Origin of the sequence: Citrobacter farmeri, assembly GCF_019048065.1 — a bacterium.
GTDB classification, from domain to species: Bacteria; Pseudomonadota; Gammaproteobacteria; order Enterobacterales; family Enterobacteriaceae; genus Citrobacter_A; species Citrobacter_A farmeri.
The window spans coordinates 4336404-4361906 of sequence record NZ_CP077291.1; the positions used below are offsets into that span (position 1 = coordinate 4336404).

General features: G+C 51.8%; 22 protein-coding genes, 3 tRNA genes and 4 rRNA genes. 16 read left to right on the forward strand and 13 right to left on the reverse strand.

What is annotated here, in order from left to right:
* Positions 1-21: 21 nt before the first annotated feature.
* The 8 genes from I6L53_RS20410 (at position 22) to I6L53_RS20445 (ending at position 6313) form a co-directional block, all read left to right on the forward strand.
* The gene (locus I6L53_RS20410) at positions 22-264 is read left to right on the forward strand and encodes a YhdT family protein (RefSeq protein ID WP_042324939.1); all 243 of its coding nucleotides are present in this window, start codon (positions 22-24) and stop codon (positions 262-264) included.
* The gene (gene panF, locus I6L53_RS20415) at positions 254-1705 is read left to right on the forward strand and encodes a sodium/pantothenate symporter (RefSeq protein WP_042324938.1); all 1452 of its coding nucleotides are present in this window, start codon (positions 254-256) and stop codon (positions 1703-1705) included. The genes I6L53_RS20410 and panF overlap by 11 nt, the downstream gene beginning before the upstream one ends.
* A gap of 11 nt (positions 1706-1716) precedes the next feature.
* The gene (prmA, locus tag I6L53_RS20420) at positions 1717-2598 is read left to right on the forward strand and encodes a 50S ribosomal protein L11 methyltransferase (RefSeq protein WP_042324936.1); all 882 of its coding nucleotides are present in this window, start codon (positions 1717-1719) and stop codon (positions 2596-2598) included.
* Between the two features lie 145 nt (positions 2599-2743).
* Positions 2744-3484, forward strand: a complete 741-nt coding sequence (locus I6L53_RS20425) for a carbonic anhydrase (RefSeq protein WP_042324934.1) — start codon at positions 2744-2746, stop codon at positions 3482-3484.
* A gap of 324 nt (positions 3485-3808) precedes the next feature.
* On the forward strand, positions 3809-4774 hold the full coding sequence (gene dusB, locus I6L53_RS20430) for a tRNA dihydrouridine synthase DusB (protein WP_042324932.1): 966 nt from the start codon (positions 3809-3811) through the stop codon (positions 4772-4774).
* Positions 4775-4799: 25 nt separating this feature from the next.
* On the forward strand, positions 4800-5096 hold the full coding sequence (fis, locus tag I6L53_RS20435) for a DNA-binding transcriptional regulator Fis (protein WP_000462905.1): 297 nt from the start codon (positions 4800-4802) through the stop codon (positions 5094-5096).
* A gap of 85 nt (positions 5097-5181) precedes the next feature.
* The gene (yhdJ, locus tag I6L53_RS20440) at positions 5182-6066 is read left to right on the forward strand and encodes an adenine-specific DNA-methyltransferase (protein ID WP_042324930.1); all 885 of its coding nucleotides are present in this window, start codon (positions 5182-5184) and stop codon (positions 6064-6066) included.
* An 82-nt stretch (positions 6067-6148) separates the two neighbouring features.
* On the forward strand, positions 6149-6313 hold the full coding sequence (locus I6L53_RS20445; protein WP_042324928.1) for a DUF2556 family protein: 165 nt from the start codon (positions 6149-6151) through the stop codon (positions 6311-6313).
* 46 nt (positions 6314-6359) lie between these two features.
* On the opposite strand, the gene envR is transcribed toward I6L53_RS20445, so the two are convergent.
* Positions 6360-7001, reverse strand: coding sequence for an acrEF/envCD operon transcriptional regulator (gene envR, locus I6L53_RS20450; protein ID WP_042324927.1), 642 nt, complete (start codon positions 6999-7001; stop codon positions 6360-6362).
* Between the two features lie 399 nt (positions 7002-7400).
* Between envR and I6L53_RS20455 the strand changes: the two genes are divergently transcribed.
* From I6L53_RS20455 to I6L53_RS20485, 7 genes are all read left to right on the forward strand, one after another.
* On the forward strand, positions 7401-8564 hold the full coding sequence (locus I6L53_RS20455) for an efflux RND transporter periplasmic adaptor subunit (protein WP_042324925.1): 1164 nt from the start codon (positions 7401-7403) through the stop codon (positions 8562-8564).
* 11 nt (positions 8565-8575) lie between these two features.
* Positions 8576-11689, forward strand: a complete 3114-nt coding sequence (locus I6L53_RS20460; RefSeq protein ID WP_042324923.1) for an efflux RND transporter permease subunit — start codon at positions 8576-8578, stop codon at positions 11687-11689.
* 244 nt (positions 11690-11933) lie between these two features.
* On the forward strand, positions 11934-12155 hold the full coding sequence (locus I6L53_RS20465; RefSeq protein ID WP_000825639.1) for a putative periplasmic lipoprotein: 222 nt from the start codon (positions 11934-11936) through the stop codon (positions 12153-12155).
* Between the two features lie 424 nt (positions 12156-12579).
* The gene (locus tag I6L53_RS20470; RefSeq protein ID WP_042324921.1) at positions 12580-13605 is read left to right on the forward strand and encodes an amino acid ABC transporter substrate-binding protein; all 1026 of its coding nucleotides are present in this window, start codon (positions 12580-12582) and stop codon (positions 13603-13605) included.
* A 69-nt stretch (positions 13606-13674) separates the two neighbouring features.
* Positions 13675-14856: an amino acid ABC transporter permease gene (locus I6L53_RS20475; protein WP_042324918.1), complete on the forward strand. Its 1182-nt coding sequence runs from the start codon at positions 13675-13677 to the stop codon at positions 14854-14856.
* A gap of 9 nt (positions 14857-14865) precedes the next feature.
* Positions 14866-15969, forward strand: coding sequence for an amino acid ABC transporter permease (locus I6L53_RS20480; RefSeq protein WP_042324916.1), 1104 nt, complete (start codon positions 14866-14868; stop codon positions 15967-15969).
* 7 nt (positions 15970-15976) lie between these two features.
* On the forward strand, positions 15977-16735 hold the full coding sequence (locus I6L53_RS20485) for an amino acid ABC transporter ATP-binding protein (RefSeq protein WP_042324914.1): 759 nt from the start codon (positions 15977-15979) through the stop codon (positions 16733-16735).
* 142 nt (positions 16736-16877) lie between these two features.
* On the opposite strand, the gene rrf (I6L53_RS20490) is transcribed toward I6L53_RS20485, so the two are convergent.
* The 8 genes from rrf (I6L53_RS20490) to I6L53_RS20525 form a co-directional block, all read right to left on the reverse strand.
* A 5S ribosomal RNA gene (rrf, locus tag I6L53_RS20490) occupies positions 16878-16993 on the reverse strand.
* Between the two features lie 40 nt (positions 16994-17033).
* Positions 17034-17109 (reverse strand) — tRNA-Thr (locus I6L53_RS20495).
* 14 nt (positions 17110-17123) lie between these two features.
* A 5S ribosomal RNA gene (gene rrf, locus I6L53_RS20500) occupies positions 17124-17239 on the reverse strand.
* Positions 17240-17334: 95 nt separating this feature from the next.
* Positions 17335-20241 (reverse strand): 23S ribosomal RNA (locus I6L53_RS20505).
* Positions 20242-20413: 172 nt separating this feature from the next.
* A tRNA-Ala gene (locus I6L53_RS20510) sits at positions 20414-20489 on the reverse strand.
* Positions 20490-20598: 109 nt separating this feature from the next.
* A tRNA-Ile gene (locus I6L53_RS20515) sits at positions 20599-20675 on the reverse strand.
* A 69-nt stretch (positions 20676-20744) separates the two neighbouring features.
* Positions 20745-22286: ribosomal RNA gene (locus I6L53_RS20520) — 16S ribosomal RNA — on the reverse strand.
* The 16S, 23S and 5S rRNA genes sit together here with 3 tRNA genes alongside, the layout of an rRNA operon.
* A gap of 155 nt (positions 22287-22441) precedes the next feature.
* Positions 22442-22756 (reverse strand): hypothetical protein, encoded by a 315-nt coding sequence (locus I6L53_RS20525; RefSeq protein WP_139155844.1) that lies wholly within the window; start codon positions 22754-22756, stop codon positions 22442-22444.
* On the opposite strand from I6L53_RS20525, the gene I6L53_RS20530 reads away from it, so the two are divergent.
* Complete coding sequence (locus tag I6L53_RS20530) at positions 22755-23309, forward strand: gamma carbonic anhydrase family protein (RefSeq protein WP_042326285.1); 555 nt, start codon at positions 22755-22757, stop codon at positions 23307-23309. The two genes, I6L53_RS20525 and I6L53_RS20530, sit on opposite strands and share 2 nt — an antisense overlap.
* Here the strand turns inward: I6L53_RS20530 and I6L53_RS20535 are convergent.
* From I6L53_RS20535 to I6L53_RS20550, 4 genes are read right to left on the reverse strand one after another with little or no spacing between them, the layout of a single operon-like run.
* On the reverse strand, positions 23285-23542 hold the full coding sequence (locus tag I6L53_RS20535) for a DUF1488 family protein (RefSeq protein WP_042326282.1): 258 nt from the start codon (positions 23540-23542) through the stop codon (positions 23285-23287). The two genes, I6L53_RS20530 and I6L53_RS20535, sit on opposite strands and share 25 nt — an antisense overlap.
* Complete coding sequence (gene aroE, locus I6L53_RS20540; RefSeq protein WP_042326290.1) at positions 23539-24357, reverse strand: shikimate dehydrogenase; 819 nt, start codon at positions 24355-24357, stop codon at positions 23539-23541. The genes I6L53_RS20535 and aroE overlap by 4 nt, the downstream gene beginning before the upstream one ends.
* A gap of 4 nt (positions 24358-24361) precedes the next feature.
* On the reverse strand, positions 24362-24934 hold the full coding sequence (tsaC, locus tag I6L53_RS20545; protein WP_042326281.1) for an L-threonylcarbamoyladenylate synthase type 1 TsaC: 573 nt from the start codon (positions 24932-24934) through the stop codon (positions 24362-24364).
* Complete coding sequence (locus tag I6L53_RS20550) at positions 24927-25481, reverse strand: DNA topoisomerase family protein (protein ID WP_042326279.1); 555 nt, start codon at positions 25479-25481, stop codon at positions 24927-24929. The genes tsaC and I6L53_RS20550 overlap by 8 nt, the downstream gene beginning before the upstream one ends.
* Positions 25482-25503: the final 22 nt, after the last annotated feature.

A 25503-nucleotide genomic window follows, 5' to 3' on the forward strand; every position in this document is an offset into this window, starting at 1 on the left:
CTCATGATAAGGAAACCTTCCGTGGACAACCGTTTTGTTCAGGCCCACAAAGAGGCGCGCTGGGCGCTGTGGCTGACCCTTCTCTATCTTGCTGCGTGGTTAGTAGCTGCTTACTTACCTGATTCGGCGATCGGCATTACTGGCCTGCCGCACTGGTTTGAACTGGCCTGTCTGCTGACGCCGCTGATCTTCATTTTACTGTGCTGGGCCATGGTGAAATTTATCTACCGAGACATTCCTCTGGAGGATGATGATGCAGCTTGAAGTCATTCTGCCGCTGGTTGCTTATCTTATTGTGGTGTTTGGTCTCTCAGTCTACGCCATGCGTAAACGGCAAACCGGCACCTTCCTGAATGAATATTTCCTCGGCAGCCGCTCAATGGGCGGGATCGTGCTGGCGATGACGCTGACCGCGACCTACATCAGCGCCAGTTCGTTTATCGGTGGACCTGGTGCTGCCTACAAATACGGGCTGGGCTGGGTATTACTGGCCATGATTCAGCTCCCCGCCGTCTGGCTGTCGCTGGGAATACTCGGTAAGAAATTTGCCATTCTTGCCCGTCGCTATAATGCCGTCACCCTCAACGACATGCTGTTTGCCCGCTATCAAAGTCGGCTGCTGGTGTGGCTGGCGAGCCTCAGTCTGTTAGTGGCCTTTGTCGGTGCCATGACCGTGCAGTTCATTGGTGGCGCGCGCCTGCTGGAGACCGCTGCAGGAATACCCTATGAAACAGGCCTGCTGATTTTCGGCGTCAGCATTGCGCTGTATACCGCGTTCGGCGGCTTTCGTGCCAGCGTGCTTAACGACACCATGCAAGGGCTGGTGATGCTGATTGGCACCATCGTGCTGCTGGTCGGCGTCGTGCACGCCGCTGGCGGCCTGAGCCATGCCGTAGAGACCTTAAACGCCATCGACCCGAAACTGGTTTCGCCGCAGGGTGCAGATGACATTCTGTCTCCGACCTTTATGACCTCATTCTGGGTGCTGGTGTGCTTTGGTGTGATCGGTCTGCCGCATACGGCAGTACGCTGCATCTCCTATAAAGACAGCAAAGCCGTACATCGGGGAATTATCATCGGCACCATCGTGGTGGCGATCCTGATGTTCGGCATGCATCTTGCCGGCGCGCTGGGGCGAGCCGTGATCCCCGACCTGACGGTGCCGGATCTGGTTATTCCAACGCTGATGGTGAAAGTACTGCCGCCTTTTGCCGCCGGGATCTTCCTTGCCGCGCCGATGGCGGCCATTATGTCGACGATCAACGCCCAATTGCTGCAAAGTTCCGCTACGATCATTAAAGATCTCTACCTCAACATCCGCCCGGAGCAGTTGCAGAATGAGACACGACTGAAGCGAATGTCGGCAATGATCACCCTGATCTTAGGCGCGCTGTTATTGCTTGCGGCCTGGAAACCGCCAGAGATGATTATCTGGCTGAACCTGCTGGCGTTTGGCGGTCTGGAAGCGGTGTTCTTATGGCCGCTGGTGCTTGGCCTTTACTGGGAGCGCGCAAACGCAACCGGTGCGCTGAGTGCGATGATTGTCGGCGGCGTGCTGTATGCGATTCTCGCCACCTTTAACGTTCAGTACCTGGGCTTCCACCCGATTGTGCCCTCGCTACTGCTAAGTTTGCTGGCTTTCCTGGTTGGAAACCGCTTCGGCTCTCCTGCCCCGCAAGCCGCTGTTTTGACTACTGATAAATAAAGAGTTTTACCATGCCATGGATCCAATTAAAACTGAATACGACGGGCGCTAACGCGGAAGAGTTGAGCGATGCCCTGATGGAAGCGGGTTCCGTTTCCATCACCTTTCAGGACACGCACGACACGCCGGTTTTTGAGCCATTGCCGGGCGAAACCCGCCTGTGGGGCGACACCGATGTCATTGGTCTGTTTGATGCAGAAACTGACATGAAAGAGGTTGTCGCCATCCTGGAACACCATCCGCTGTTGGGTGTCGGTTTCGCGCATAAAATCGAACAACTGGAAGATAAGGACTGGGAACGCGAGTGGATGGACAACTTCCACCCGATGCGTTTTGGCGACCGCCTGTGGATCTGCCCAAGCTGGCGCGATGTACCGGATGAGAATGCCGTCAACGTGATGCTTGACCCCGGTCTGGCGTTTGGTACCGGGACTCATCCCACCACCTCACTGTGCCTGCAGTGGCTCGACAGCCTCGATTTAACCGGCAAGACCGTCATCGACTTTGGCTGCGGTTCTGGCATCCTGGCGATTGCTGCATTGAAACTGGGCGCCGCAAAAGCAATTGGCATCGATATTGACCCACAGGCGATTCAGGCCAGTCGCGATAACGCGCAGCGTAACGGCGTGTCCGAACGTCTGGAACTCTATCTGCCGCAGGATCAGCCAGAGGCTATGAAAGCCGACGTGGTGGTCGCCAATATTCTGGCTGGCCCATTGCGCGAACTGGCACCATTAATCAGCGTCCTGCCCGTTACAGGCGGTCTGCTGGGCCTTTCCGGTATCCTTGCCAGTCAGGCCGACAGCGTGTGTGAAGCCTACACCGATCTCTTCACCCTCGATCCGGTCGTTGAGAAAGAAGAATGGTGTCGTATCACCGGTCGTAAACAGTAATCTTCTCTCATGCACGTGGCCGTATAACCGGCCACGCTTTTCAGCATTTCGTACGCTTCTTTCCCCTCTTTCCTGCGGTAAAATAGTCGCGTAACTCATTGAAGTTACAAATATAAAAATCTATTTAATTTAATGGAAGAATGTTATGAAGCCGTTTTTGAGCAAGGCAGCACTCCTGGCGTTAAGCATTATGCCGTTCACCGCGATGGCGTCGCACTGGAGCTACGAAGGTGAAGGCTCTCCGGAACATTGGGGCTCCCTCAATGAAGAATATAAAACCTGCCAGGCCGGAATGAACCAGTCCCCAATTAATATTGATACCACGCTAAAAGCCCATATTTCCCCACTCAGTATTCACTACTCCGATGGTCCGATAACGCTTCTCAATAATGGGCATACGATTCAGGCCGGACTAAAAAACACCACTGCGGATACAGTATCTATTGATGGTGTCCCCTTCACGTTGCAACAGTTCCACTTTCACTCCCCGAGCGAAAACACCATACATGGGAAACATTACGCGATGGAGATGCACCTTGTGCACAAAGATGCGAAAGGGGCGGTGGCGGTCGTCGCAGTCATGTTCGATAAAGGAGCAGCCAACTCAGAACTGGAAAAGCTCTGGGCAACGATGCCTGAAAAAGCGGAGCAAGACGTGAAAATCACCGTGCAGATGGACCTCAACGCTTTGCTGCCTAAGAGTAAAACCTACTGGCGTTTCAGTGGCTCGCTCACGACACCGCCCTGTTCTGAGGGCGTGACCTGGATTGTCCTTAAACATCCTCTGACGCTTTCCACTGCGCAACTGGAGAAATTTACTCACACCATGCATCACGATAACAGTCGCCCAACACAACCGCTCAACGGTCGGGTAGTGGTTGAATAATCCCTTCACGACGCAATCATCTGCTGAAATGAGAGCATAGTCACATTAAGTCACGATAATCTGCTGATTAATTCAGCAGATTATCTTGTCAGCCCCCATTGTCGCGAAGAAAAAATGAGAAGTTACGCAAAATTATATGCGTACAGATTTTCGCCACATTTTTGTAATGCAATGATTTGTATGGCTAATTATTTAATGGTGTTTACTTTAACGGCGATTCTTTGATCCACCTCAGAGGATTGGTTAAAGTTTGGCCTTTCATCTCGTGCAAAAAATGCGTAATATACGCCGCCTTGCAGTCACAGTATGGTCATTTCTTAACTCATGCGCATCGGACAATACCAGCTTAGAAATCGCCTGATCGCAGCGCCCATGGCTGGCATCACTGACAGACCTTTTCGGACGCTGTGTTATGAGATGGGAGCCGGATTGACCGTATCCGAGATGATGTCGTCTAACCCGCAAGTTTGGGAAAGCGATAAGTCCCGTTTACGGATGGTGCACGTTGATGAGCCAGGAATTCGCACGGTGCAAATTGCCGGTAGCGACCCTGTTGAGATGGCCGATGCCGCACGGATTAACGTGGAAAGCGGTGCCCAAATTATTGATATCAATATGGGGTGCCCGGCTAAAAAAGTGAATCGTAAGCTCGCAGGCTCAGCCCTTTTGCAGTACCCGGATATAGTGAAGTCGATACTAACCGGGGTGGTTAATGCAGTGGATGTTCCTGTTACCCTGAAGATTCGCACCGGCTGGGCTCCGGAACACCGTAACTGCGTAGAGATTGCCCAACTGGCTGAAGACTGTGGCATTCAGGCTCTGACCATTCATGGACGCACCCGCGCCTGTTTGTTCAATGGAGACGCTGAGTACGACAGTATTCGGGCAGTTAAGCAGAAAGTTTCCATTCCGATTATCGCGAATGGTGACATTACTGACCCGCTTAAAGCCAGAGCTGTGCTTGACTATACGGGGGCTGATGCCCTGATGATAGGCCGCGCAGCTCAGGGAAGACCCTGGATCTTTCGGGAAATCCAGCATTATCTGGACACTGGGGAGTTGCTATCCCCCCTGCCTCTGGCAGAGGTTAAGCGCTTGCTTTGTGCGCATGTTCGGGAACTGCATGACTTTTATGGCCAGGCAAAAGGGTACCGAATCGCGCGTAAACACGTCTCCTGGTATCTCCAGGAGCACGCTCCAAATGACCAGTTTCGGCGCACATTCAACGCCATTGAGGATGCCAGCGAACAGCTGGAGGCGTTGGAGGCATACTTCGAAAATTTTGCGTAAACAGAAATAAAGAGCTGACAGAACTATGTTCGAACAACGCGTAAATTCTGACGTACTGACCGTTTCTACCGTTAACTCTCAGGATCAGGTAACCCAAAAACCCCTGCGTGACTCGGTTAAACAGGCACTGAAGAACTATTTTGCTCAACTGAACGGTCAGGATGTTAATGACCTCTATGAGCTGGTACTGGCTGAAGTAGAACAGCCCCTGTTGGACATGGTGATGCAATACACCCGTGGTAACCAGACCCGCGCTGCTCTGATGATGGGCATCAACCGTGGTACGCTGCGTAAAAAATTGAAAAAATACGGCATGAACTAATCTCGATTAGCTAATTGCTTGTTTAAAAAGGCGCTACTCGGCATGGGGAAGCGCCTTTTTTATACGCATCTTTTGTGGAGCAGGTATGAACTCACGATTTGAACCACAGTACTTTGGTGATGATTCCGCGTCGATCATCCATGGAGATGCACTAACAGAGCTCAAAAAGCTCCCCGCGGAAAGCGTCGATTTAATCTTTGCCGACCCACCTTACAATATCGGAAAGGATTTTGACGGAATGGTGGAGTCCTGGGACGAAAGCGTCTTCCTGGACTGGCTGTACGCGTGCATAGAAGAGTGCCATCGGGTACTGAAAAAACAGGGCACGATGTACATCATGAACAGCACCGAAAACATGCCACATATCGATCTCAAATGCAGAACGCTGTTTACCATCAAAAGCCGGATCGTCTGGTCTTATGACAGTTCGGGCGTGCAGGCGAAGAAATTTTTTGGCTCAATGTATGAACCCATTCTGATGATGGTCAAAGATGCCAGACAGTACACCTTCAACAGTAACGCCATTCTGGTCGAGACCAAAACCGGCGCGAAAAGAGCGCTGATCGACTATCGTAAAAACCCGCCGCAGCCATACAATACGCAAAAAGTTCCGGGTAACGTCTGGGAATTCTCCCGCGTACGATATTTGATGGATGAATATGAAAACCATCCGACGCAAAAACCCGTCGCCCTGCTAAAGCGGATCATTCTGGCCTCCTCAAATCCCGGCGATACCGTGCTGGATCCCTTCGCGGGTAGCTTTACGACAGGCGCTGTGGCCGTGGAATCCGCGCGGAAATTTATCGGTATTGAAGTCAATAATGAGTATGTGAAGATGGGGCTCAGGCGACTGAACGTCAGTTCACACTACTCCGCGGAAGACCTGACAAAAGTCAAAAAGAGAAAGACTAAAAACCTGTCGAAAAAGAGTCGAACGGCATCGGATGTGGTGAAGATCACAGCAAAGTAAAAGCATTGTAAGCCTGCTTTTCAGAAGGCGTTTTTCGTGTATATTTCCTGCACGCATGGGCATGAATACACAGGATTTAGCAATGATTCGTAAGTATTGGTGGCTGGTTGTGTTTGCCGTCTCCGTTTTCCTTTTTGATGCATTACTGATTCAGTGGATTGAGCTGATCACCACAGAAGTCGATAAATGCCGCAATATGGATTCTGTTAATCCGCTCAAACTGGTCAACTGCACCGATCTGCAATAGCGTTTGATTGATAAACAAGAGAAATAATTATATTTTTCTGTCACCTTTATTCCGGTGTTAATTGCAACACGTTTCCATCAGGCACTAACATCCTTAATACATTATCCACCAGCGCTGGAGCCTGCTGATAGAGATCGTAGCGGGTGGAACTCATCAACCAGTTTTTCACAATGCCGCTAAAACTACCATGAATAATAATTAAGACGACGTCTAAATCCAGGGTTCTGGAAATCAACCCTTCCGTCATACTCGCCTGCAATGCGTCGCGTAGTCCCTTCTGGCTAAACCCAATTTTCTCTCGTATTTCTTGCTCTGATATCATGCCTTCATGAAATTCACATTTATGATATAAAATTTGCAGCAACGCCTGTTGCCGGGGAATTTCTGCGATATATTGCAACCCGACAATTAACTTTTCACGCAACTGCTGTAAGGGATTATCGCTAATATGCAAAGTTAACCGATCCTGAATAAGATCCCGTAATGGGGGCTGCTGCTGCCAGAGTTCATTGAAGAGCTGCGTTTTGTTGTCAAAATGCCAGTAGATAGCGCCCCGTGTAACCTGGGCCGCGTCCGCAATATCGTTAAGCGTCGTATTGGCAACACCTCGCGTAGCAAACTGGATGATTGCTGTCTCAATCAAAAGTTGTCGCGTTTTCAACGCTTCGGCTTTTGTTTTCTTAGCCATAGGTTATAGTATCAGGGAAGAATAAAAAACAAGAATAAGACGACTCATAGTCATCGATGAAAAGGCACTGTATCATTTCATCCGTTCAGAGATGAAATAAAAGCGAACCATCTCAGCACAGAATACTAAAATAAACACCATGAATGAAATATGAAAAACACATTCACGCCACAGATACATTTCAAAATAAATTAAGACACAACAAAGCATAACAAAATAGATCAAAAAGATAAGGACCTCTTTTTTTGTTTTTACGTGCCGTAACCCAGAGCATAAAATAAGTATTGCTTACATCGCTCGCTAATAATTTGTAGGATAGCCAACAATTATTTCTTCGTGCACGTTATCGCCTTACCATTTTCCGGTAAATAACGAGCGATTGGTTTTTAAGGAACAGTAATGACGAAACATGCCAGGTTTTCACTCCTGCCCTCATTTATCCTCATCTCTGCTGCGTTACTTGTCGGTTGTGACGATCAGGGAGATAAACAAGCTCAGACAACTGAACCACAGGTGACCGTTCACGTGGTCACTACCGCACCATTAGCGGTAACGACCGAACTGCCCGGACGCACCTCTGCATTCCGCATTGCAGAAGTACGTCCGCAGGTCAGTGGTATTGTTCTTAAAAGGAATTTCACCGAGGGCAGCGATGTCGAGGCCGGGCAGTCACTGTATCAAATCGATCCTGCCACCTGGCAGGCAGAATACAACAGCGCGAAAGGAGAACTGGCGAAAAGCGAAGCCGCTGCCGCCATCGCTCATCTGACGGTTAAGCGCTATGTCCCGCTGGTAGGGACAAAATATATTAGTCAACAGGAATACGACCAGGCAGTGGCCGAGGCACGTCAGGCTGATGCGACGGTTATCGCAGCGCAAGCTGCCGTTGAAAGCGCACGCATCAATCTTGCTTACACCAAAGTCACCTCGCCGATCGGTGGCCGTATTGGCAAATCCAGCGTGACTGAAGGCGCGCTGGTGACCAACGGTCAGGCGACAGCCCTGGCCACCGTACAGCAACTCGATCCTATCTATGTCGATGTCACACAGTCCAGCAGCGACTTCATGCATCTTAAACAGTCCATTGAACAAGGCAGCCTGCACAAGGACAACTCCAGTAGCAATGTCCAACTGGTGATGGAAAACGGTACGGCGTATCCCCTGAAAGGGACATTACAGTTCTCTGATGTCACGGTGGATGAAAGCACGGGCTCTATCACCCTTCGCGCCGTCTTCCCTAACCCGCAGCATACTCTGCTGCCGGGGATGTTTGTTCGCGCACGCATTGACGAAGGCATTCAGCCAAACGCCATTCTGATCCCTCAACAGGGTGTAACGCGTACGCCCCGAGGTGATGCGACAGTGCTGGTCGTCAATAACCAAAGCCAGGTTGAACCCCGCTCTGTTATCGCCTCACAGGCCATTGGTGACAAATGGCTGATTAGCGAAGGCTTACAACCCGGCGACCAGGTGATTGTCAGCGGAATACAAAAAGCCCATCCAGGCGTGAAGGTGAAAGCCACCACGGATGCCAATACCCCTGCGGCGAAAGCGGCGCAATAAGGTCACCGGATATGGCAAATTTTTTCATTAGACGTCCGATCTTTGCCTGGGTACTGGCCATCATTCTGATGCTGGCGGGAGCCCTGGCGATTATGCAACTGCCTGTTGCGCAATACCCAACTATCGCACCGCCTGCGGTCGCGATTTCCGCGACCTACCCTGGGGCCGATGCGCAAACGGTGCAGGATACCGTGACTCAGGTTATCGAACAGAATATGAACGGTATTGATAACCTGATGTATATGTCATCCACCAGCGACTCTGCGGGTAGTGTGACCATCACGTTAACCTTTCAGTCCGGGACCGATCCGGATATCGCCCAGGTTCAGGTGCAGAACAAGCTGCAATTGGCGACGCCGTTGCTGCCTCAGGAAGTACAACAGCAAGGGATTAGCGTAGAAAAATCGAGCAGCAGCTTCTTGTTAGTCGCAGGCTTTGTTTCTGACAATCCGCAAACGACTCAGGACGATATTTCCGACTACGTTGCCTCAAACGTGAAAGATACGATCAGCCGCCAGGGCGGTGTAGGTGATGTCCAACTCTTTGGCGCGCAGTACGCAATGCGTATCTGGCTGGATGCCAATTTGCTGAACAAATACCAGCTCACGCCGGTTGAAGTCATCAATCAGTTGAAAGTGCAGAACGACCAGATCGCAGCCGGTCAGTTGGGCGGAACGCCTGCGCTGCCGGGTCAACAGTTGAACGCCTCCATCATTGCGCAGACGCGCCTGAAAGATCCCGAGGAATTCGGCAAAGTCACATTACGGGTAAACAGTGACGGTTCCACCGTTCGCCTTAAAGATGTTGCGCGTATTGAACTTGGGGGGGAAAGCTATAACGTTGTCGCCCGAATTAACGGTAAACCGGCAGCGGGCCTGGGAATCAAGCTGGCGACCGGAGCCAATGCTCTGGATACCGCAAAGGCGATCAAAGACAAACTCGTCGAGCTACAACCTTTCTTCCCACAAGGGATGAAAGTCGTTTATCCCTACGACACGACACCGTTTGTAAAGATCTCCATTCACGAAGTGGTGAAAACGCTGTTCGAAGCGATTGTCCTGGTCTTCCTCGTGATGTATCTGTTTTTGCAGAACATCCGCGCAACGCTCATTCCGACCATTGCGGTTCCCGTCGTGCTGCTGGGTACGTTTGCGATCCTCTCGGCGTTTGGCTACTCGATCAACACCCTGACGATGTTCGGGATGGTACTGGCGATCGGCCTTCTGGTCGATGACGCCATCGTGGTGGTGGAAAACGTTGAACGCGTAATGATGGAGGACAAGTTGTCGCCCAAGGAGGCAACGGAAAAATCCATGTCCCAGATCCAGGGGGCGCTGGTTGGAATCGCGATGGTGCTGTCCGCTGTCTTCATCCCGATGGCTTTCTTCGGTGGCTCCACCGGGGCTATTTACCGCCAGTTTTCTATCACCATCGTATCCGCAATGGCACTCTCCGTTCTGGTGGCATTGATCCTGACCCCAGCACTTTGCGCAACGCTGCTTAAACCGTTGTCAACTGAGCACCACGAGCAGAAAGGGGGATTCTTCGGCTGGTTTAATGCCAAATTTGACCTCAGCGTCAACCACTACACCAGCAGCGTCAGCGGTATTGTACGCAACACCGGACGCTACCTGATTATCTACGTCCTGATTTTCGTCGGGATGGCGGTATTGTTTCTACGTCTGCCGACCTCCTTCCTCCCTGAAGAAGATCAGGGGGTATTCATGACAATGATCCAGCTGCCTGCCGGGGCAACCCAGGAACGAACCCAAAAAGTGCTGGATCAGGTTACGCATTACTACCTGAGTAACGAAAAAGCGAACGTTGAAAGTGTATTTACGGTCAATGGCTTCAGCTTTAGCGGTCAGGCGCAGAACGCAGGCCTGGCTTTCATCAGCCTAAAACCCTGGGACGAGCGTAGTGGCAAGGAAAACAGCGTCGAAGCGGTGATTGCGCGCGCGACTCACGCCTTCAGTCAGATCCCGGATGGGCTGGTCTTTCCCTTCAACATGCCGGCGATTATTGAACTGGGCACCGCGACCGGCTTCGACTTTGAGCTCATTGACCAGGGGGGACTGGGTCATGCCGGACTAACCTCCGCGCGTAATCAGCTATTGGGCATGGTGGCTAAGCACTCTGATCTGCTGGTCCGTGTTCGCCCTAACGGTCTGGAGGATACTCCACAGTTCAAGCTGGATGTTGACCAGGAAAAAGCGCAGGCGCTTGGCGTTGCCTTGTCAGACATTAACGAAACGATCTCTGCATCACTCGGTGGCTCCTATGTTAACGACTTTATTGACCGGGGACGTGTGAAGAAAGTCTATGTTCAGGCGGATGCGAAATTCCGTATGTTGCCAGAGGACATCAACAATCTGTACGTTCGAAGCGCCAACGGCAAGATGGTCCCCTTCTCTGCCTTTAGTACCGCCCGCTGGGTGTATGGTTCTCCACGTCTGGAACGCTACAACGGCATGCCATCGATGGAGATACTGGGGGAAGCGGCACCAGGACGTAGCACCGGAGAGGCGATGGCGTTGATGGAAGATCTCGCATCAAAACTGCCAAATGGCATCGGCCATGACTGGACGGGAATGTCATATCAGGAACGGCTGTCCGGCAATCAGGCACCGGCCCTGTATGCCATCTCGCTGATCGTCGTGTTCCTCTGTCTTGCCGCACTGTATGAAAGCTGGTCCATTCCGTTCTCAGTAATGCTGGTTGTCCCGCTCGGTGTTGTAGGCGCGCTTCTGGCCGCCTCCCTGCGCGGGCTGAATAACGACGTCTATTTCCAGGTCGGGCTATTAACCACGATTGGACTTTCCGCGAAAAACGCCATTCTGATCGTGGAATTTGCCAAGGATCTGATGGAAAAGGAAGGTCGTGGCCTGATCGAGGCAACGCTTGAGGCTGCACGTATGCGTCTACGCCCTATTCTGATGACCTCACTCGCGTTCATCCTCGGCGTAATGCCGCTGGTCATCAGTCGGGGAGCGGGAAGCGGCGCCCAGAATGCGGTCGGAACCGGTGTGATGGGAGGGATGCTGACGGCAACGCTGCTGGCCATCTTCTTTGTTCCGGTCTTCTTTGTCGTCGTCAGAGGCCGATTTAACAAATCTCAGGGGTAATATGTAAATAAAGGCGTCGACGGACGCCTTTTTCCTTCTGGTCTCTTTCTTTATTTATTAAACAGATAGTCATTTGCTCTGCATAATACGAAATTCACTCCTCCATTATTTTTACAATCCACATGAATTGAGATTATTCCATATGCCAATCTTTTTTTTAGCGGTGGTAAAATTCGTTTCGTATACGCAAAGCAGCATTCACTGTTGCTGTTTTTGCGGAACGCTTATTTTTTGAGGTAACACCATGAAAAGATTAATTCCAGTGGCACTGCTCACGGCATTGCTGGCGGGTTGTGCCCACGATTCCCCCTGCGTTCCGGTTTATGATGATCAGGGGCGCCTCGTTCATACCAATACCTGTATGAAAGGGACAACTCAGGATAACTGGGAAACCGCGGGCGCTATTGCTGGCGGGGCCGCAGCGGTTGCGGGTCTGACGATGGGGATCATCGCGCTGTCGAAATAACACTCTCAGAGCGCGGTACTTGCCGCGCTTTTAGCTTAAGTTCATCGTTTTTCATATCATACAAAGTATTGAAAAATAATGGCACCATTACATTTTAATTATCAATAAGTCCCATACTCTCCGTTTTCTCATTTATCTTTCAATACTCACCCCCTCGATATTCACGCCCGAAATTGTTATTTGACTTCGCGAGCATTGTTTTAAATATTTTGCTCCAAAATGTGGCTTACGTTTCAATTTCGCACCATTTCAGGGCGCTGAGTTTATTTTTTCCTGTCTACACTCTGCTTATTGCGTCGGATATTCGTGCGCAAAACCTGGCACTACCTTTGCTTAAAAGAGTATGGCCAATGCCACAGACAGGTTAAAGACGTTGAAGAACGTCTCTCTATAACAATAATTTCTTTGCCACACAGGATGCATTATGAAAAAGATGATGATAGCCACACTGGCTGCGGCCGGCGTGCTGCTTGCGGTTGCCAATCAGGCACATGCCGGGACCACGCTGGATGCTGTAAAAAAGAAAGGGTTCGTGCAATGCGGTATCAGTGACGGTCTTCCCGGTTTTTCTTACGCTGATGCAAACGGGAAATTCTCCGGGATAGATGTGGATGTTTGCCGTGGCGTTGCCGCCGCCGTCCTGGGTGATGATACAAAAGTAAAATATACCCCACTCACCGCAAAAGAACGCTTCACCGCATTACAGTCGGGCGAAGTCGATCTTCTTTCCCGTAATACCACCTGGACCTCTTCGCGTGATGCCGGAATGGGTATGTCATTCACCGGCGTCACCTATTACGATGGCATCGGCTTCCTGACCCATAACAAAGCGGGTCTGAAAAGTGCGAAAGAGTTAGATGGCGCCACCGTCTGTATCCAGGCGGGAACGGATACCGAACTGAACGTGGCCGATTATTTCAAAGCCAATAATATGAAATACACCCCGGTCACCTTTGACCGCTCAGATGAGTCAGCAAAAGCACTGGAATCAGGACGTTGTGATACCCTCGCCTCTGACCAGTCCCAGCTGTATGCCTTACGCATTAAACTCAGCAACCCGGCAGAATGGCTGGTGTTACCAGAGGTGATTTCGAAAGAACCGTTGGGCCCGGTCGTTCGTCGCGGCGATGATGAGTGGTTCTCTATTGTGCGCTGGACATTGTTCGCTATGTTGAATGCCGAAGAGATGGGCGTGACATCGAAAAATGTCGATGAGAAAGCGGCGAATCCTGCAACGCCAGACATGGCGCATCTGCTGGGCAAAGAAGGCGACTACGGCAAAGATCTGAAGCTCGACAATAAATGGGCTTACAACATCATCAAGCAGGTAGGTAACTATGCGGAGATCTTTGAACGCAACGTGGGATCGGAAAGCCCACTGAAGATCAAACGTGGACAGAACAATCTCTGGAATAACGGCGGCATTCAATACGCACCGCCAGTGCGTTGAGTCGTTGTGATGTAACGGGCGTCGCACGTGCGGCGCTCAGTTCAGAGTCATGGTTACCGAGGCTTTCTTATGTTCCATCGCCGCTCAAATGTAAAAGGGTCACTCTCCTTTTCAAACCCTGCGGTCCGCGCCTGGCTGTTCCAGATCCTCGCCATTCTTGCGGTCGTGGCAGTTGCTATCTATCTCATTCACAACACAATTAATAATCTAAGCAGTCGCGGCATTACCTCGGGCTTTGCCTTTCTCGACCGTAGCGCAGGATTTGGCATTGTCCAGCACCTGATCGACTATCAACAGGGTGACACCTACGGACGCGTTTTTCTGGTGGGGTTGCTTAATACGCTACTGGTTTCCGCACTGTGTATCGTGTTTGCGTCATTTATCGGCTTCTTTCTGGGGCTGGCGCGCCTGTCAGACAACTGGTTACTGCGTAAACTCTCAACGATTTATATCGAGACGTTCCGTAATATCCCGCCGCTACTGCAAATCTTTTTCTGGTACTTCGCGGTCCTACGCAATTTACCCGGCCCTCGCCAGGCCGCCAGTGCGCTGGAGATGGTCTTTTTGAGTAATCGGGGACTTTATATCCCGTCGCCGCAGTTTGGGGAAGGTGTGCTCGCTTTCGTGCTCTCAGCGGCGATTGCTATTGCGCTGTCCGTGGGTCTGTTCCGCTTCAATAAAATGCATCAGATGAAAACGGGGCAGCTACGCAGAACCTGGCCCACGGCATTAGGCCTGATAGTGCTGTTGCCGCTCATCGCTCACTGGCTTTTTGGCGCGGCGCTGCATTGGGATATTCCGCAGCTACATGGCTTCAACTTTCGTGGCGGAATGGTGCTCATTCCTGAGCTGGCGGCCCTGACGCTGGCGTTGTCGGTATACACCTCGGCATTTATTGCTGAAATCATCCGCGCAGGCATTCAGGCCGTTCCCCACGGTCAGCATGAAGCAGCCCGCTCTCTGGGGTTGCCCAATACCGTGACCCTTCGCCAGGTCATCATTCCTCAGGCGCTACGTGTCATTATTCCGCCGCTGACCAGTCAATATTTGAATATTGTGAAAAACTCATCGCTGGCCGCCGCCATTGGCTATCCCGACATGGTATCACTGTTCGCTGGCACGGTGCTAAACCAGACAGGACAGGCCATTGAAACCATCGCCATCACGATGTCGGTGTACCTGATCATTAGCCTGAGCATCTCGCTGCTGATGAACATCTATAACCGGCGAATCGCCCTCATTGAGCGCTAAGGAACCATGATGACAAAAGCACTGCTGTCTCATCCCATGCGCCCGGCCAGTAACGGTCCTGGTCGTTCGATCTTATGGGTACGAAAAAATCTCTTTTCCAGTTGGTCAAACAGCCTGCTGACACTGTTCTGTCTGTGGTTGATGTGGGAGTTGATCCCCCCTTTGCTGAACTGGGCGTTTCTGCAGGCCAACTGGGTGGGTTCCACCCGTGCAGACTGTACCAAAGCCGGTGCCTGCTGGGTGTTCATTCACGAACGTTTTGGACAGTTCATGTATGGGCTGTACCCGCACGACCAGCGCTGGCGTATCAACCTGGCGTTGATCATCGGGTTGGCTTCTATTGTTCCAATGTTCTGGAAAGCGCTGCCGCGTCGCGGGCGATACATCGCCGCCTGGGCCATCATTTACCCGATCATTGTCTGGTTCCTGCTATATGGCGGCTTTCTTGGGCTGGATCGCGTTGAAACGCGCCAATGGGGCGGGCTGACGCTGACCTTAATCATCGCATCTGTCGGGATCGCGGGGGCTCTGCCCTTAGGGATTTTGCTGGCGCTGGGACGTCGCTCTCATATGCCCGTCGTGCGGATCTTATCCGTTATTTTTATCGAGTTCTGGCGTGGCGTACCGCTGATCACCGTCCTGTTTATGTCTTCGGTAATGCTGCCGCTGTTTATGTCAGAAGGAACCAGCATTGACAAGCTTATTCGGGCGCTGGTAGGCGTGATCCTCTTTCAGTCGGCCTATGTCGCGGAAGTCGTACGTGGGGGACTACAGGCATTACCGAAAGGGCAATACGAAGCGGCAGAATCTCTGGCATTAGGCTACTGGAAAACCCAGGGATTGGTCATTCTTCCTCAGGCCCTAAAGCTGGTCATTCCTGGGCTGGTCAACACGATTATTGCCCTGTTTAAAGATACCAGTCTGGTCATCATCATCGGCTTGTTCGATCTTTTCAGCAGCGTGCAGCAAGCGACGGTGGACCCGGCCTGGCTGGGGATGTCGACGGAAGGCTATGTTTTCGCTGCTCTAATCTACTGGATTTTTTGTTTCAGCATGTCGCGCTACAGCCAGCATCTGGAAAAGCGCTTTAACACCGGGCGTACACCGCACTGAGGATTCTATGAGCCAACTATTAATACAACCTGCCGACGCGATGATTACGCTGGAAAACGTCAACAAGTGGTACGGACAATTTCACGTTCTGAAGGACATCAACCTGCGCGTTAAGCAAGGGGAACGCATTGTATTATGCGGGCCTTCGGGTTCAGGGAAATCAACCACCATCCGCTGTATCAACCATCTGGAAGAACATCAGCAGGGAAGAATCATTGTTGATGGGATTGAGCTAAATGAGGACATCCGCAATATTGAGCGCGTCCGACAGGAAGTCGGCATGGTGTTCCAGCACTTTAATCTCTTTCCTCATCTGACAGTTCTACAAAACTGTACGTTGGCGCCAATTTGGGTGCGTAAGATGCCGGTAAAAGAAGCCGAAGCGCTAGGGATGCACTACCTGGAGCGTGTGCGCATTGCAGAACACGCGCATAAATTTCCGGGGCAGATTTCCGGCGGGCAGCAACAGCGTGTAGCCATTGCCCGCTCGCTATGTATGAAACCCAAAATTATGCTGTTTGATGAGCCCACGTCAGCGCTGGATCCCGAGATGGTAAAAGAGGTTCTGGATACGATGATTGGCCTGGCGCAGTCAGGAATGACAATGCTTTGCGTAACACATGAGATGGGATTTGCCAGAACAGTGGCAGACAGGGTGATCTTTATGGATCGCGGAGAAATTGTTGAACAGGCACCGCCGGATGAGTTTTTTGCTCATCCTAAATCAGAACGTACACGTGCGTTTCTATCACAGGTTATACATTAATCAGAATGTAAAAAGGCCACCCTGATGGATGGCCTTTGGCTTTTCTGTGCCTAACTCCGCCTGATGATGGCGCTAGTCAGGCTTTCAGCACAGGAAAAACAAAAGGCCCAGTCTTCCGACTGGGCCTTTTGTTTGATTTGATGTCTGGCAGTTCCCTACTCTCGCATGGGGAGGCCCCACACTACCATCGGCGCTACGGCGTTTCACTTCTGAGTTCGGCATGGGGTCAGGTGGGACCACCGCGCTACAGCCGCCAGACAAATTCTTTTCTACTGTGCCGAACTTTAACCTAATTAAGTGGTGCTGATACCCAGAGTCGAACTGGGGACCTCACCCTTACCAAGGGTGCGCTCTACCAACTGAGCCATATCAGCACGCTAAATTTGATGCCTGGCAGTTCCCTACTCTCACATGGGGAGACCCCACACTACCATCGGCGCTACGGCGTTTCACTTCTGAGTTCGGCATGGGGTCAGGTGGGACCACCGCGCTACTGCCGCCAGGCAAATTCTGTTTCATCACCCCGTTTCCACGAAGTGACATAATCTGTTATCAAGCTGATATTGATGTCTCTCACGCCAAAACATCTTCGGCGTTGTAAGGTTAAGCCTCACGGTTCATTAGTACCGGTTAGCTCAACGCATCGCTGCGCTTACACACCCGGCCTATCAACGTCGTCGTCTTCAACGTTCCTTCAGGACCCTTTAAGGGTCAGGGAGAACTCATCTCGGGGCAAGTTTCGTGCTTAGATGCTTTCAGCACTTATCTCTTCCGCATTTAGCTACCGGGCAGTGCCATTGGCATGACAACCCGAACACCAGTGATGCGTCCACTCCGGTCCTCTCGTACTAGGAGCAGCCCCCCTCAATTCTCCAGCGCCCACGGCAGATAGGGACCGAACTGTCTCACGACGTTCTAAACCCAGCTCGCGTACCACTTTAAATGGCGAACAGCCATACCCTTGGGACCTACTTCAGCCCCAGGATGTGATGAGCCGACATCGAGGTGCCAAACACCGCCGTCGATATGAACTCTTGGGCGGTATCAGCCTGTTATCCCCGGAGTACCTTTTATCCGTTGAGCGATGGCCCTTCCATTCAGAACCACCGGATCACTAAGACCTGCTTTCGCACCTGCTCGCGCCGTCACGCTCGCAGTCAAGCTAGCTTATGCCTTTGCACTAACCTCCTGATGTCCGACCAGGATTAGCTAACCTTCGTGCTCCTCCGTTACTCTTTAGGAGGAGACCGCCCCAGTCAAACTACCCACCAGACACTGTCCGCAACCCGGGTAACGGGCCCACGTTAGAACACCAGCCATTAAAGGGTGGTATTTCAAGGGCGGCTCCATGCAGACTGGCGTCCACACTTCAAAGCCTCCCACCTATCCTACACATCAAGGACCAGTGTTCAGTGTCAAGCTATAGTAAAGGTTCACGGGGTCTTTCCGTCTTGCCGCGGGTACACTGCATCTTCACAGCGAGTTCAATTTCACTGAGTCTCGGGTGGAGACAGCCTGGCCATCATTACGCCATTCGTGCAGGTCGGAACTTACCCGACAAGGAATTTCGCTACCTTAGGACCGTTATAGTTACGGCCGCCGTTTACCGGGGCTTCGATCAAGAGCTTCTCCTTACGGATAACCCCATCAATTAACCTTCCGGCACCGGGCAGGCGTCACACCGTATACGTCCACTTTCGTGTTTGCACAGTGCTGTGTTTTTAATAAACAGTTGCAGCCAGCTGGTATCTTCGACTGATTTCAGCTCCACGAGTAAATCGCTTCACCTACGTATCAGCGTGCCTTCTCCCGAAGTTACGGCACCATTTTGCCTAGTTCCTTCACCCGAGTTCTCTCAAGCGCCTTGGTATTCTCTACCTGACCACCTGTGTCGGTTTGGGGTACGATTTGATGTTACCTGATGCTTAGAGGCTTTTCCTGGAAGCAGGGCATTTGTTACTTCAGCACCGTAGTGCCTCGTCATCACGCCTCAGTGTTAAAGTGAACCGGATTTACCTGGAACACACACCTACACGCTTAAACCGGGACAACCGTCGCCCGGCCAACATAGCCTTCTCCGTCCCCCCTTCGCAGTAACACCAAGTACAGGAATATTAACCTGTTTCCCATCGACTACGCCTTTCGGCCTCGCCTTAGGGGTCGACTCACCCTGCCCCGATTAACGTTGGACAGGAACCCTTGGTCTTCCGGCGAGCGGGCTTTTCACCCGCTTTATCGTTACTTATGTCAGCATTCGCACTTCTGATACCTCCAGCATGCCTCACAGCACACCTTCGCAGGCTTACAGAACGCTCCCCTACCCAACAACACATAGTGTCGCTGCCGCAGCTTCGGTGCATGGTTTAGCCCCGTTACATCTTCCGCGCAGGCCGACTCGACCAGTGAGCTATTACGCTTTCTTTAAATGATGGCTGCTTCTAAGCCAACATCCTGGCTGTCTGAGCCTTCCCACATCGTTTCCCACTTAACCATGACTTTGGGACCTTAGCTGGCGGTCTGGGTTGTTTCCCTCTTCACGACGGACGTTAGCACCCGCCGTGTGTCTCCCGTGATAACATTCTTCGGTATTCGCAGTTTGCATCGGGTTGGTAAGTCGGGATGACCCCCTAGCCGAAACAGTGCTCTACCCCCGAAGATGAGTTCACGAGGCGCTACCTAAATAGCTTTCGGGGAGAACCAGCTATCTCCCGGTTTGATTGGCCTTTCACCCCCAGCCACAAGTCATCCGCTAATTTTTCAACATTAGTCGGTTCGGTCCTCCAGTTAGTGTTACCCAACCTTCAACCTGCCCATGGCTAGATCACCGGGTTTCGGGTCTATACCCTGCAACTTAACGCCCAGTTAAGACTCGGTTTCCCTTCGGCTCCCCTATTCGGTTAACCTTGCTACAGAATATAAGTCGCTGACCCATTATACAAAAGGTACGCAGTCACCCCATAAAAGAGGCTCCCACTGCTTGTACGTACACGGTTTCAGGTTCTTTTTCACTCCCCTCGCCGGGGTTCTTTTCGCCTTTCCCTCACGGTACTGGTTCACTATCGGTCAGTCAGGAGTATTTAGCCTTGGAGGATGGTCCCCCCATATTCAGACAGGATACCACGTGTCCCGCCCTACTCATCGAGCTCACAGCACGTGCAATTTTGTGTACGGGGCTGTCACCCTGTATCGCCGGCCTTTCCAGACCGTTCCACTACCACACATGCTGATTCAGGCTCTGGGCTGCTCCCCGTTCGCTCGCCGCTACTGGGGGAATCTCGGTTGATTTCTTTTCCTCGGGGTACTTAGATGTTTCAGTTCCCCCGGTTCGCCTCGTTAAGCTATGTATTCACTTAACGATAGTGCAACGGATTGCACTGGGTTTCCCCATTCGGACATCGCCGGCTATAACGGTTCATATCACCTTACCGACGCTTTTCGCAGATTAGCACGTCCTTCATCGCCTCTGACTGCCAGGGCATCCACCGTGTACGCTTAGTCGCTTAACCTCACAACCCGAAGATGTTTCACTTCATGATTGCGAAAATTTGAGAGACTCGAACACACCATTAAAGATGTGTCGTTTCAATTTTCAGCTTGATCCAGATTTTTAAAGAGCAAAACTTCGCAGTGAACCCTTTCAGGTACACTCTGAAGTTTTCTTGATTACGTTCTACAGTATGGTGGAGCTATGCGGGATCGAACCGCAGACCTCCTGCGTGCAAAGCAGGCGCTCTCCCAGCTGAGCTATAGCCCCATACAGTGTAGTTAAAACCTCGTCCCTAATTCGTTTCCGGGCGCGGCGTGGTGAGGCGAAGCATACTGAAGTATGCGAGCATTGCCACAACAAAGCACGGGAGCGAATTTGGTAGGCCTGAGTGGACTTGAACCACCGACCTCACCCTTATCAGGGGTGCGCTCTAACCACCTGAGCTACAAGCCTGTAGAGGTTTTACTGCTCGTTTTTCATCAGACAATCTGTGTGGACACTACAAAGGCAGGTTCTTTAAGGTAAGGAGGTGATCCAACCGCAGGTTCCCCTACGGTTACCTTGTTACGACTTCACCCCAGTCATGAATCACAAAGTGGTAAGCGCCCTCCCGAAGGTTAAGCTACCTACTTCTTTTGCAACCCACTCCCATGGTGTGACGGGCGGTGTGTACAAGGCCCGGGAACGTATTCACCGTGGCATTCTGATCCACGATTACTAGCGATTCCGACTTCATGGAGTCGAGTTGCAGACTCCAATCCGGACTACGACATACTTTATGAGGTCCGCTTGCTCTCGCGAGGTCGCTTCTCTTTGTATATGCCATTGTAGCACGTGTGTAGCCCTGGTCGTAAGGGCCATGATGACTTGACGTCATCCCCACCTTCCTCCAGTTTATCACTGGCAGTCTCCTTTGAGTTCCCGGCCGGACCGCTGGCAACAAAGGATAAGGGTTGCGCTCGTTGCGGGACTTAACCCAACATTTCACAACACGAGCTGACGACAGCCATGCAGCACCTGTCTCACAGTTCCCGAAGGCACCAAGGCATCTCTGCCAAGTTCTGTGGATGTCAAGACCAGGTAAGGTTCTTCGCGTTGCATCGAATTAAACCACATGCTCCACCGCTTGTGCGGGCCCCCGTCAATTCATTTGAGTTTTAACCTTGCGGCCGTACTCCCCAGGCGGTCTATTTAACGCGTTAGCTCCGGAAGCCACGCCTCAAGGGCACAACCTCCAAATAGACATCGTTTACGGCGTGGACTACCAGGGTATCTAATCCTGTTTGCTCCCCACGCTTTCGCACCTGAGCGTCAGTCTTCGTCCAGGGGGCCGCCTTCGCCACCGGTATTCCTCCAGATCTCTACGCATTTCACCGCTACACCTGGAATTCTACCCCCCTCTACGAGACTCAAGCCTGCCAGTTTCGAATGCAGTTCCCAGGTTGAGCCCGGGGATTTCACATCCGACTTGACAGACCGCCTGCGTGCGCTTTACGCCCAGTAATTCCGATTAACGCTTGCACCCTCCGTATTACCGCGGCTGCTGGCACGGAGTTAGCCGGTGCTTCTTCTGCGGGTAACGTCAATGGCTAAGGTTATTAACCTTAACCCCTTCCTCCCCGCTGAAAGTACTTTACAACCCGAAGGCCTTCTTCATACACGCGGCATGGCTGCATCAGGCTTGCGCCCATTGTGCAATATTCCCCACTGCTGCCTCCCGTAGGAGTCTGGACCGTGTCTCAGTTCCAGTGTGGCTGGTCATCCTCTCAGACCAGCTAGGGATCGTCGCCTTGGTGAGCCGTTACCTCACCAACAAGCTAATCCCATCTGGGCACATCCGATGGCAAGAGGCCCGAAGGTCCCCCTCTTTGGTCTTGCGACGTTATGCGGTATTAGCTACCGTTTCCAGTAGTTATCCCCCTCCATCGGGCAGTTTCCCAGACATTACTCACCCGTCCGCCACTCGTCAGCGAAGCAGCAAGCTGCTTCCTGTTACCGTTCGACTTGCATGTGTTAGGCCTGCCGCCAGCGTTCAATCTGAGCCATGATCAAACTCTTCAATTTAAGTTTGATGCTCGTGAATTAAACTTCGTAATGAATTACGTGTTCACTCAGAGACTTGGTATTCATTTTTCGTCTTGCGACGTTAAGAATCCATGTCACTTTGAGTGCCCACACAGATTGTCTGATAAATTGTTAAAGAGCAGTTGCGACGCGCTTCAGCGCTCTGTCGCGAGGTGGCGTATATTACGCTTTCCTCTTTCAGAGTCAACCCTGATTTTCAGGATTTTTCTCTTCGCTGTGACGACCATCTTGTGAAGCGTTTCACTTTGTCGTCTCAACGGAGGCGCATTATAGGGATCCCAATTTTTTGCACAAGACTTTTTTGGATCTTTTTTTTCGTTTGCTGCTTTTTCATCCCCTTCGCTCCCTTCATGCGCAATTTGGCGGATTTTTGATAGATAAAGCACTTGCGCAAGGCCAGAAATGCAACCAAAGTCATCATTACTGTTCTCTTTCCTTGAGGTAGACATGTCTGACGTATTACGTCCTTATAAGGATCTTTTCCCACAGATCGGCCAACGAGTGATGCTCGACGGCAGCAGTGTGATCATTGGTGACGTTCGCCTGGCGGACGATGTGGGGATCTGGCCGCTTGTCGCGATCCGTGGCGATGTGAATTACGTTGCGATCGGGGCGCGGACGAATATTCAGGATGGCAGCGTGCTGCACGTCACGCACAAATCCACTTCCAACCCGGATGGCAATCCGCTCATTGTGGGGGAAGATGTGACGGTCGGACATAAAGTGATGTTGCATGGCTGCATCATCGGCAACCGCGTCCTGGTCGGTATGGGATCGATTCTACTGGATGGCGCGGTGATAGAAGATGAGGTAATGATTGGGGCGGGAAGTCTGGTGCCGCAAAACAAACGCCTGGAGAGCGGCTATCTCTATTTAGGGAGTCCGGTCAAGCAGATCCGGCCACTCACCGAGGAAGAGAAAGCCGGACTGCAATACTCCGCCAGAAATTATGTGAAATGGAAAGACGAGTATCTCGCTCAGGGTAACCAGACCCAACCGTGAACGTCTTCTTGCTGGGACTGGATCAGCGCTTCCGCTTCTTCTTCCAGATCCCAGCGATATTCGCAAAAGTGGGCTAACCATTGCTCCACCGTTTCACCACCAAAGCGATTCGCCAGCGTTTCTGCCTTAATTGCGCACATTAACTGCATGCCATTAACCAACGCGGGAAAGCAGACCGCTTTTTTCTGCGCATCCCACTCTTCCCTGTCTGGAAACTGGATAGCCTGATTCATGCGGACAACTCCTGCTTGAGGCGCGCAATCACCGGTTCAATTTCCGGCAACACGCCGTGCCAGAGCAGTACGGCGTGAGCCGCTTGCCCCACCAGCATCCCCAGGCCATCGGCATAACGTTTAGCGCCCTGGCGTTCACACCAGGAAAGAAACGGCGTATTGCCCTTTTGGTAGAACATGTCGTAACAACATACAGACGGACGAATGAGCGATGTCGGGATCGCGGGGATCTCACCGCTGATGCCGCTGGAAGTGGCATTGATGATCAGATCAAACTCATGTCCTTCCAGCTCATCCATACCCAGCGCCTGCACGCTTCCCGTATGCGCAAAAACCTGTGCCAGTTCTTCCGCACGGGATGCTGTACGGTTGACGATAGTTACCCCGCAATCCATAGAAAGCAATGGTAACAGTACGCCACGCGAAGCCCCTCCCGCGCCAATTAGCAGGATACGCTGCCCCGGTTGAATAAATGACAGGCGTTCGAGATCGCTTAGCAGACCTATGCCGTCCGTATTATCGCCAAGCAAACGTCCATCTTCGAGCCGCTTGATTGTATTCACCGCGCCAGCCAGCGCAGCACGCTCCGTGAGTTCATCTGCACGGGCAAACGCCTCTTCTTTAAACGGCACCGTTATGTTCACCCCTTTACCCCCATCGGCAAAGAACGCATTTAGGGTATTAATGAAATCATTAACGGGTGCCAGCACGCGGCCATACGGATGCGCAATACGCAGTTGCTGTGCAAATTGCTGATGAATAAACGGCGATTTGCTGTGTGCGATTGGATTACCAAAAACAGCATAGGTTTCCATCATCTTACCCCTGTCGAAACAGCTCACCCGTCAGGGCATCACGTATTTCCGAAGGATTCAAGCGCCCCCCGGTTTCCCCTGACACCACCGGGAAGTCTGTACCAAACTGCGCCTGGACTTCTTCTACCGTACGGCAAGGAGGTAATCCACTCAGGTTGGCGCTGGTTGAAACCAACGGTTTACCATAAGCCTGGCACAAAGCGACCACCAGCGGATGATCCGTTACGCGCACGGCCAGTGAATCAAAGCGCCCCGTCAACCAGCGAGGCGTTGTCGTCGGCGCGGGGAAAACAAAAGTCACCGGACCTGGCCAACGCGCAAACACGGCATCACGCTGGGCATCGGTAAGCATACTATCGTCAATATACGGTTTGAGCTGCTCAAAGCTGGCGGCAATCAAAATTAACCCTTTATCGACCGGGCGCTGTTTTAAGGCCAACAGGCGATTAACGGCCACTTCGCTATCGGGATCGCACCCGACACCAAAAACGGCTTCTGTTGGATAGGCGATGACATTTTCTTTATTCAGTACCTCTATCGCGTCAGCGATGGGGTCTGTTGGCAGGTTATTATTCACTTGTTTGTTCCGCCGAAACCGGCTTTCCACATTGTTTACTGGCGCAAAAGTGCTTCACACCCTGCGCGGTTTTCTTTTCGATGAGTAGCGGATAGTGACACTCTGGGCACTCTCCGGCTATCGGTTTGAAGTTAATGACAAACTGGCACTCCGGATAGCGATCGCAGGAGTGGAAGGTTTTGCCATAACGAGAACGCCGCTGGACCAGGTGACCTGTCTGGCATTGAGGACAAGTAATTGCGGTTTCATCGGGCTTATCAATGAGCTCGGTATGCTCACATTCAGGATAGTTGCTGCAGCCGATAAACATGCCAAAACGCCCCTGGCGCAACACCAGTTCACCGCCGCAGTCAGGACAATGTTTCCCCTCCAGAACTTTGACGATATGTCCGTCCGCTGAGGATTTCAACGGACGGATATAGTCACATTCCGGATAGTGCGAGCAACCAAGAAACGGACCATGTTTCCCGGAGCGAATTACCAGTTCAGCCCCGCACTGTGGGCAGGGCTCATTTTTACGCACCGAAAACAGTGCTGATTTAGTCATAACAACTCATGCTGAATTAAGG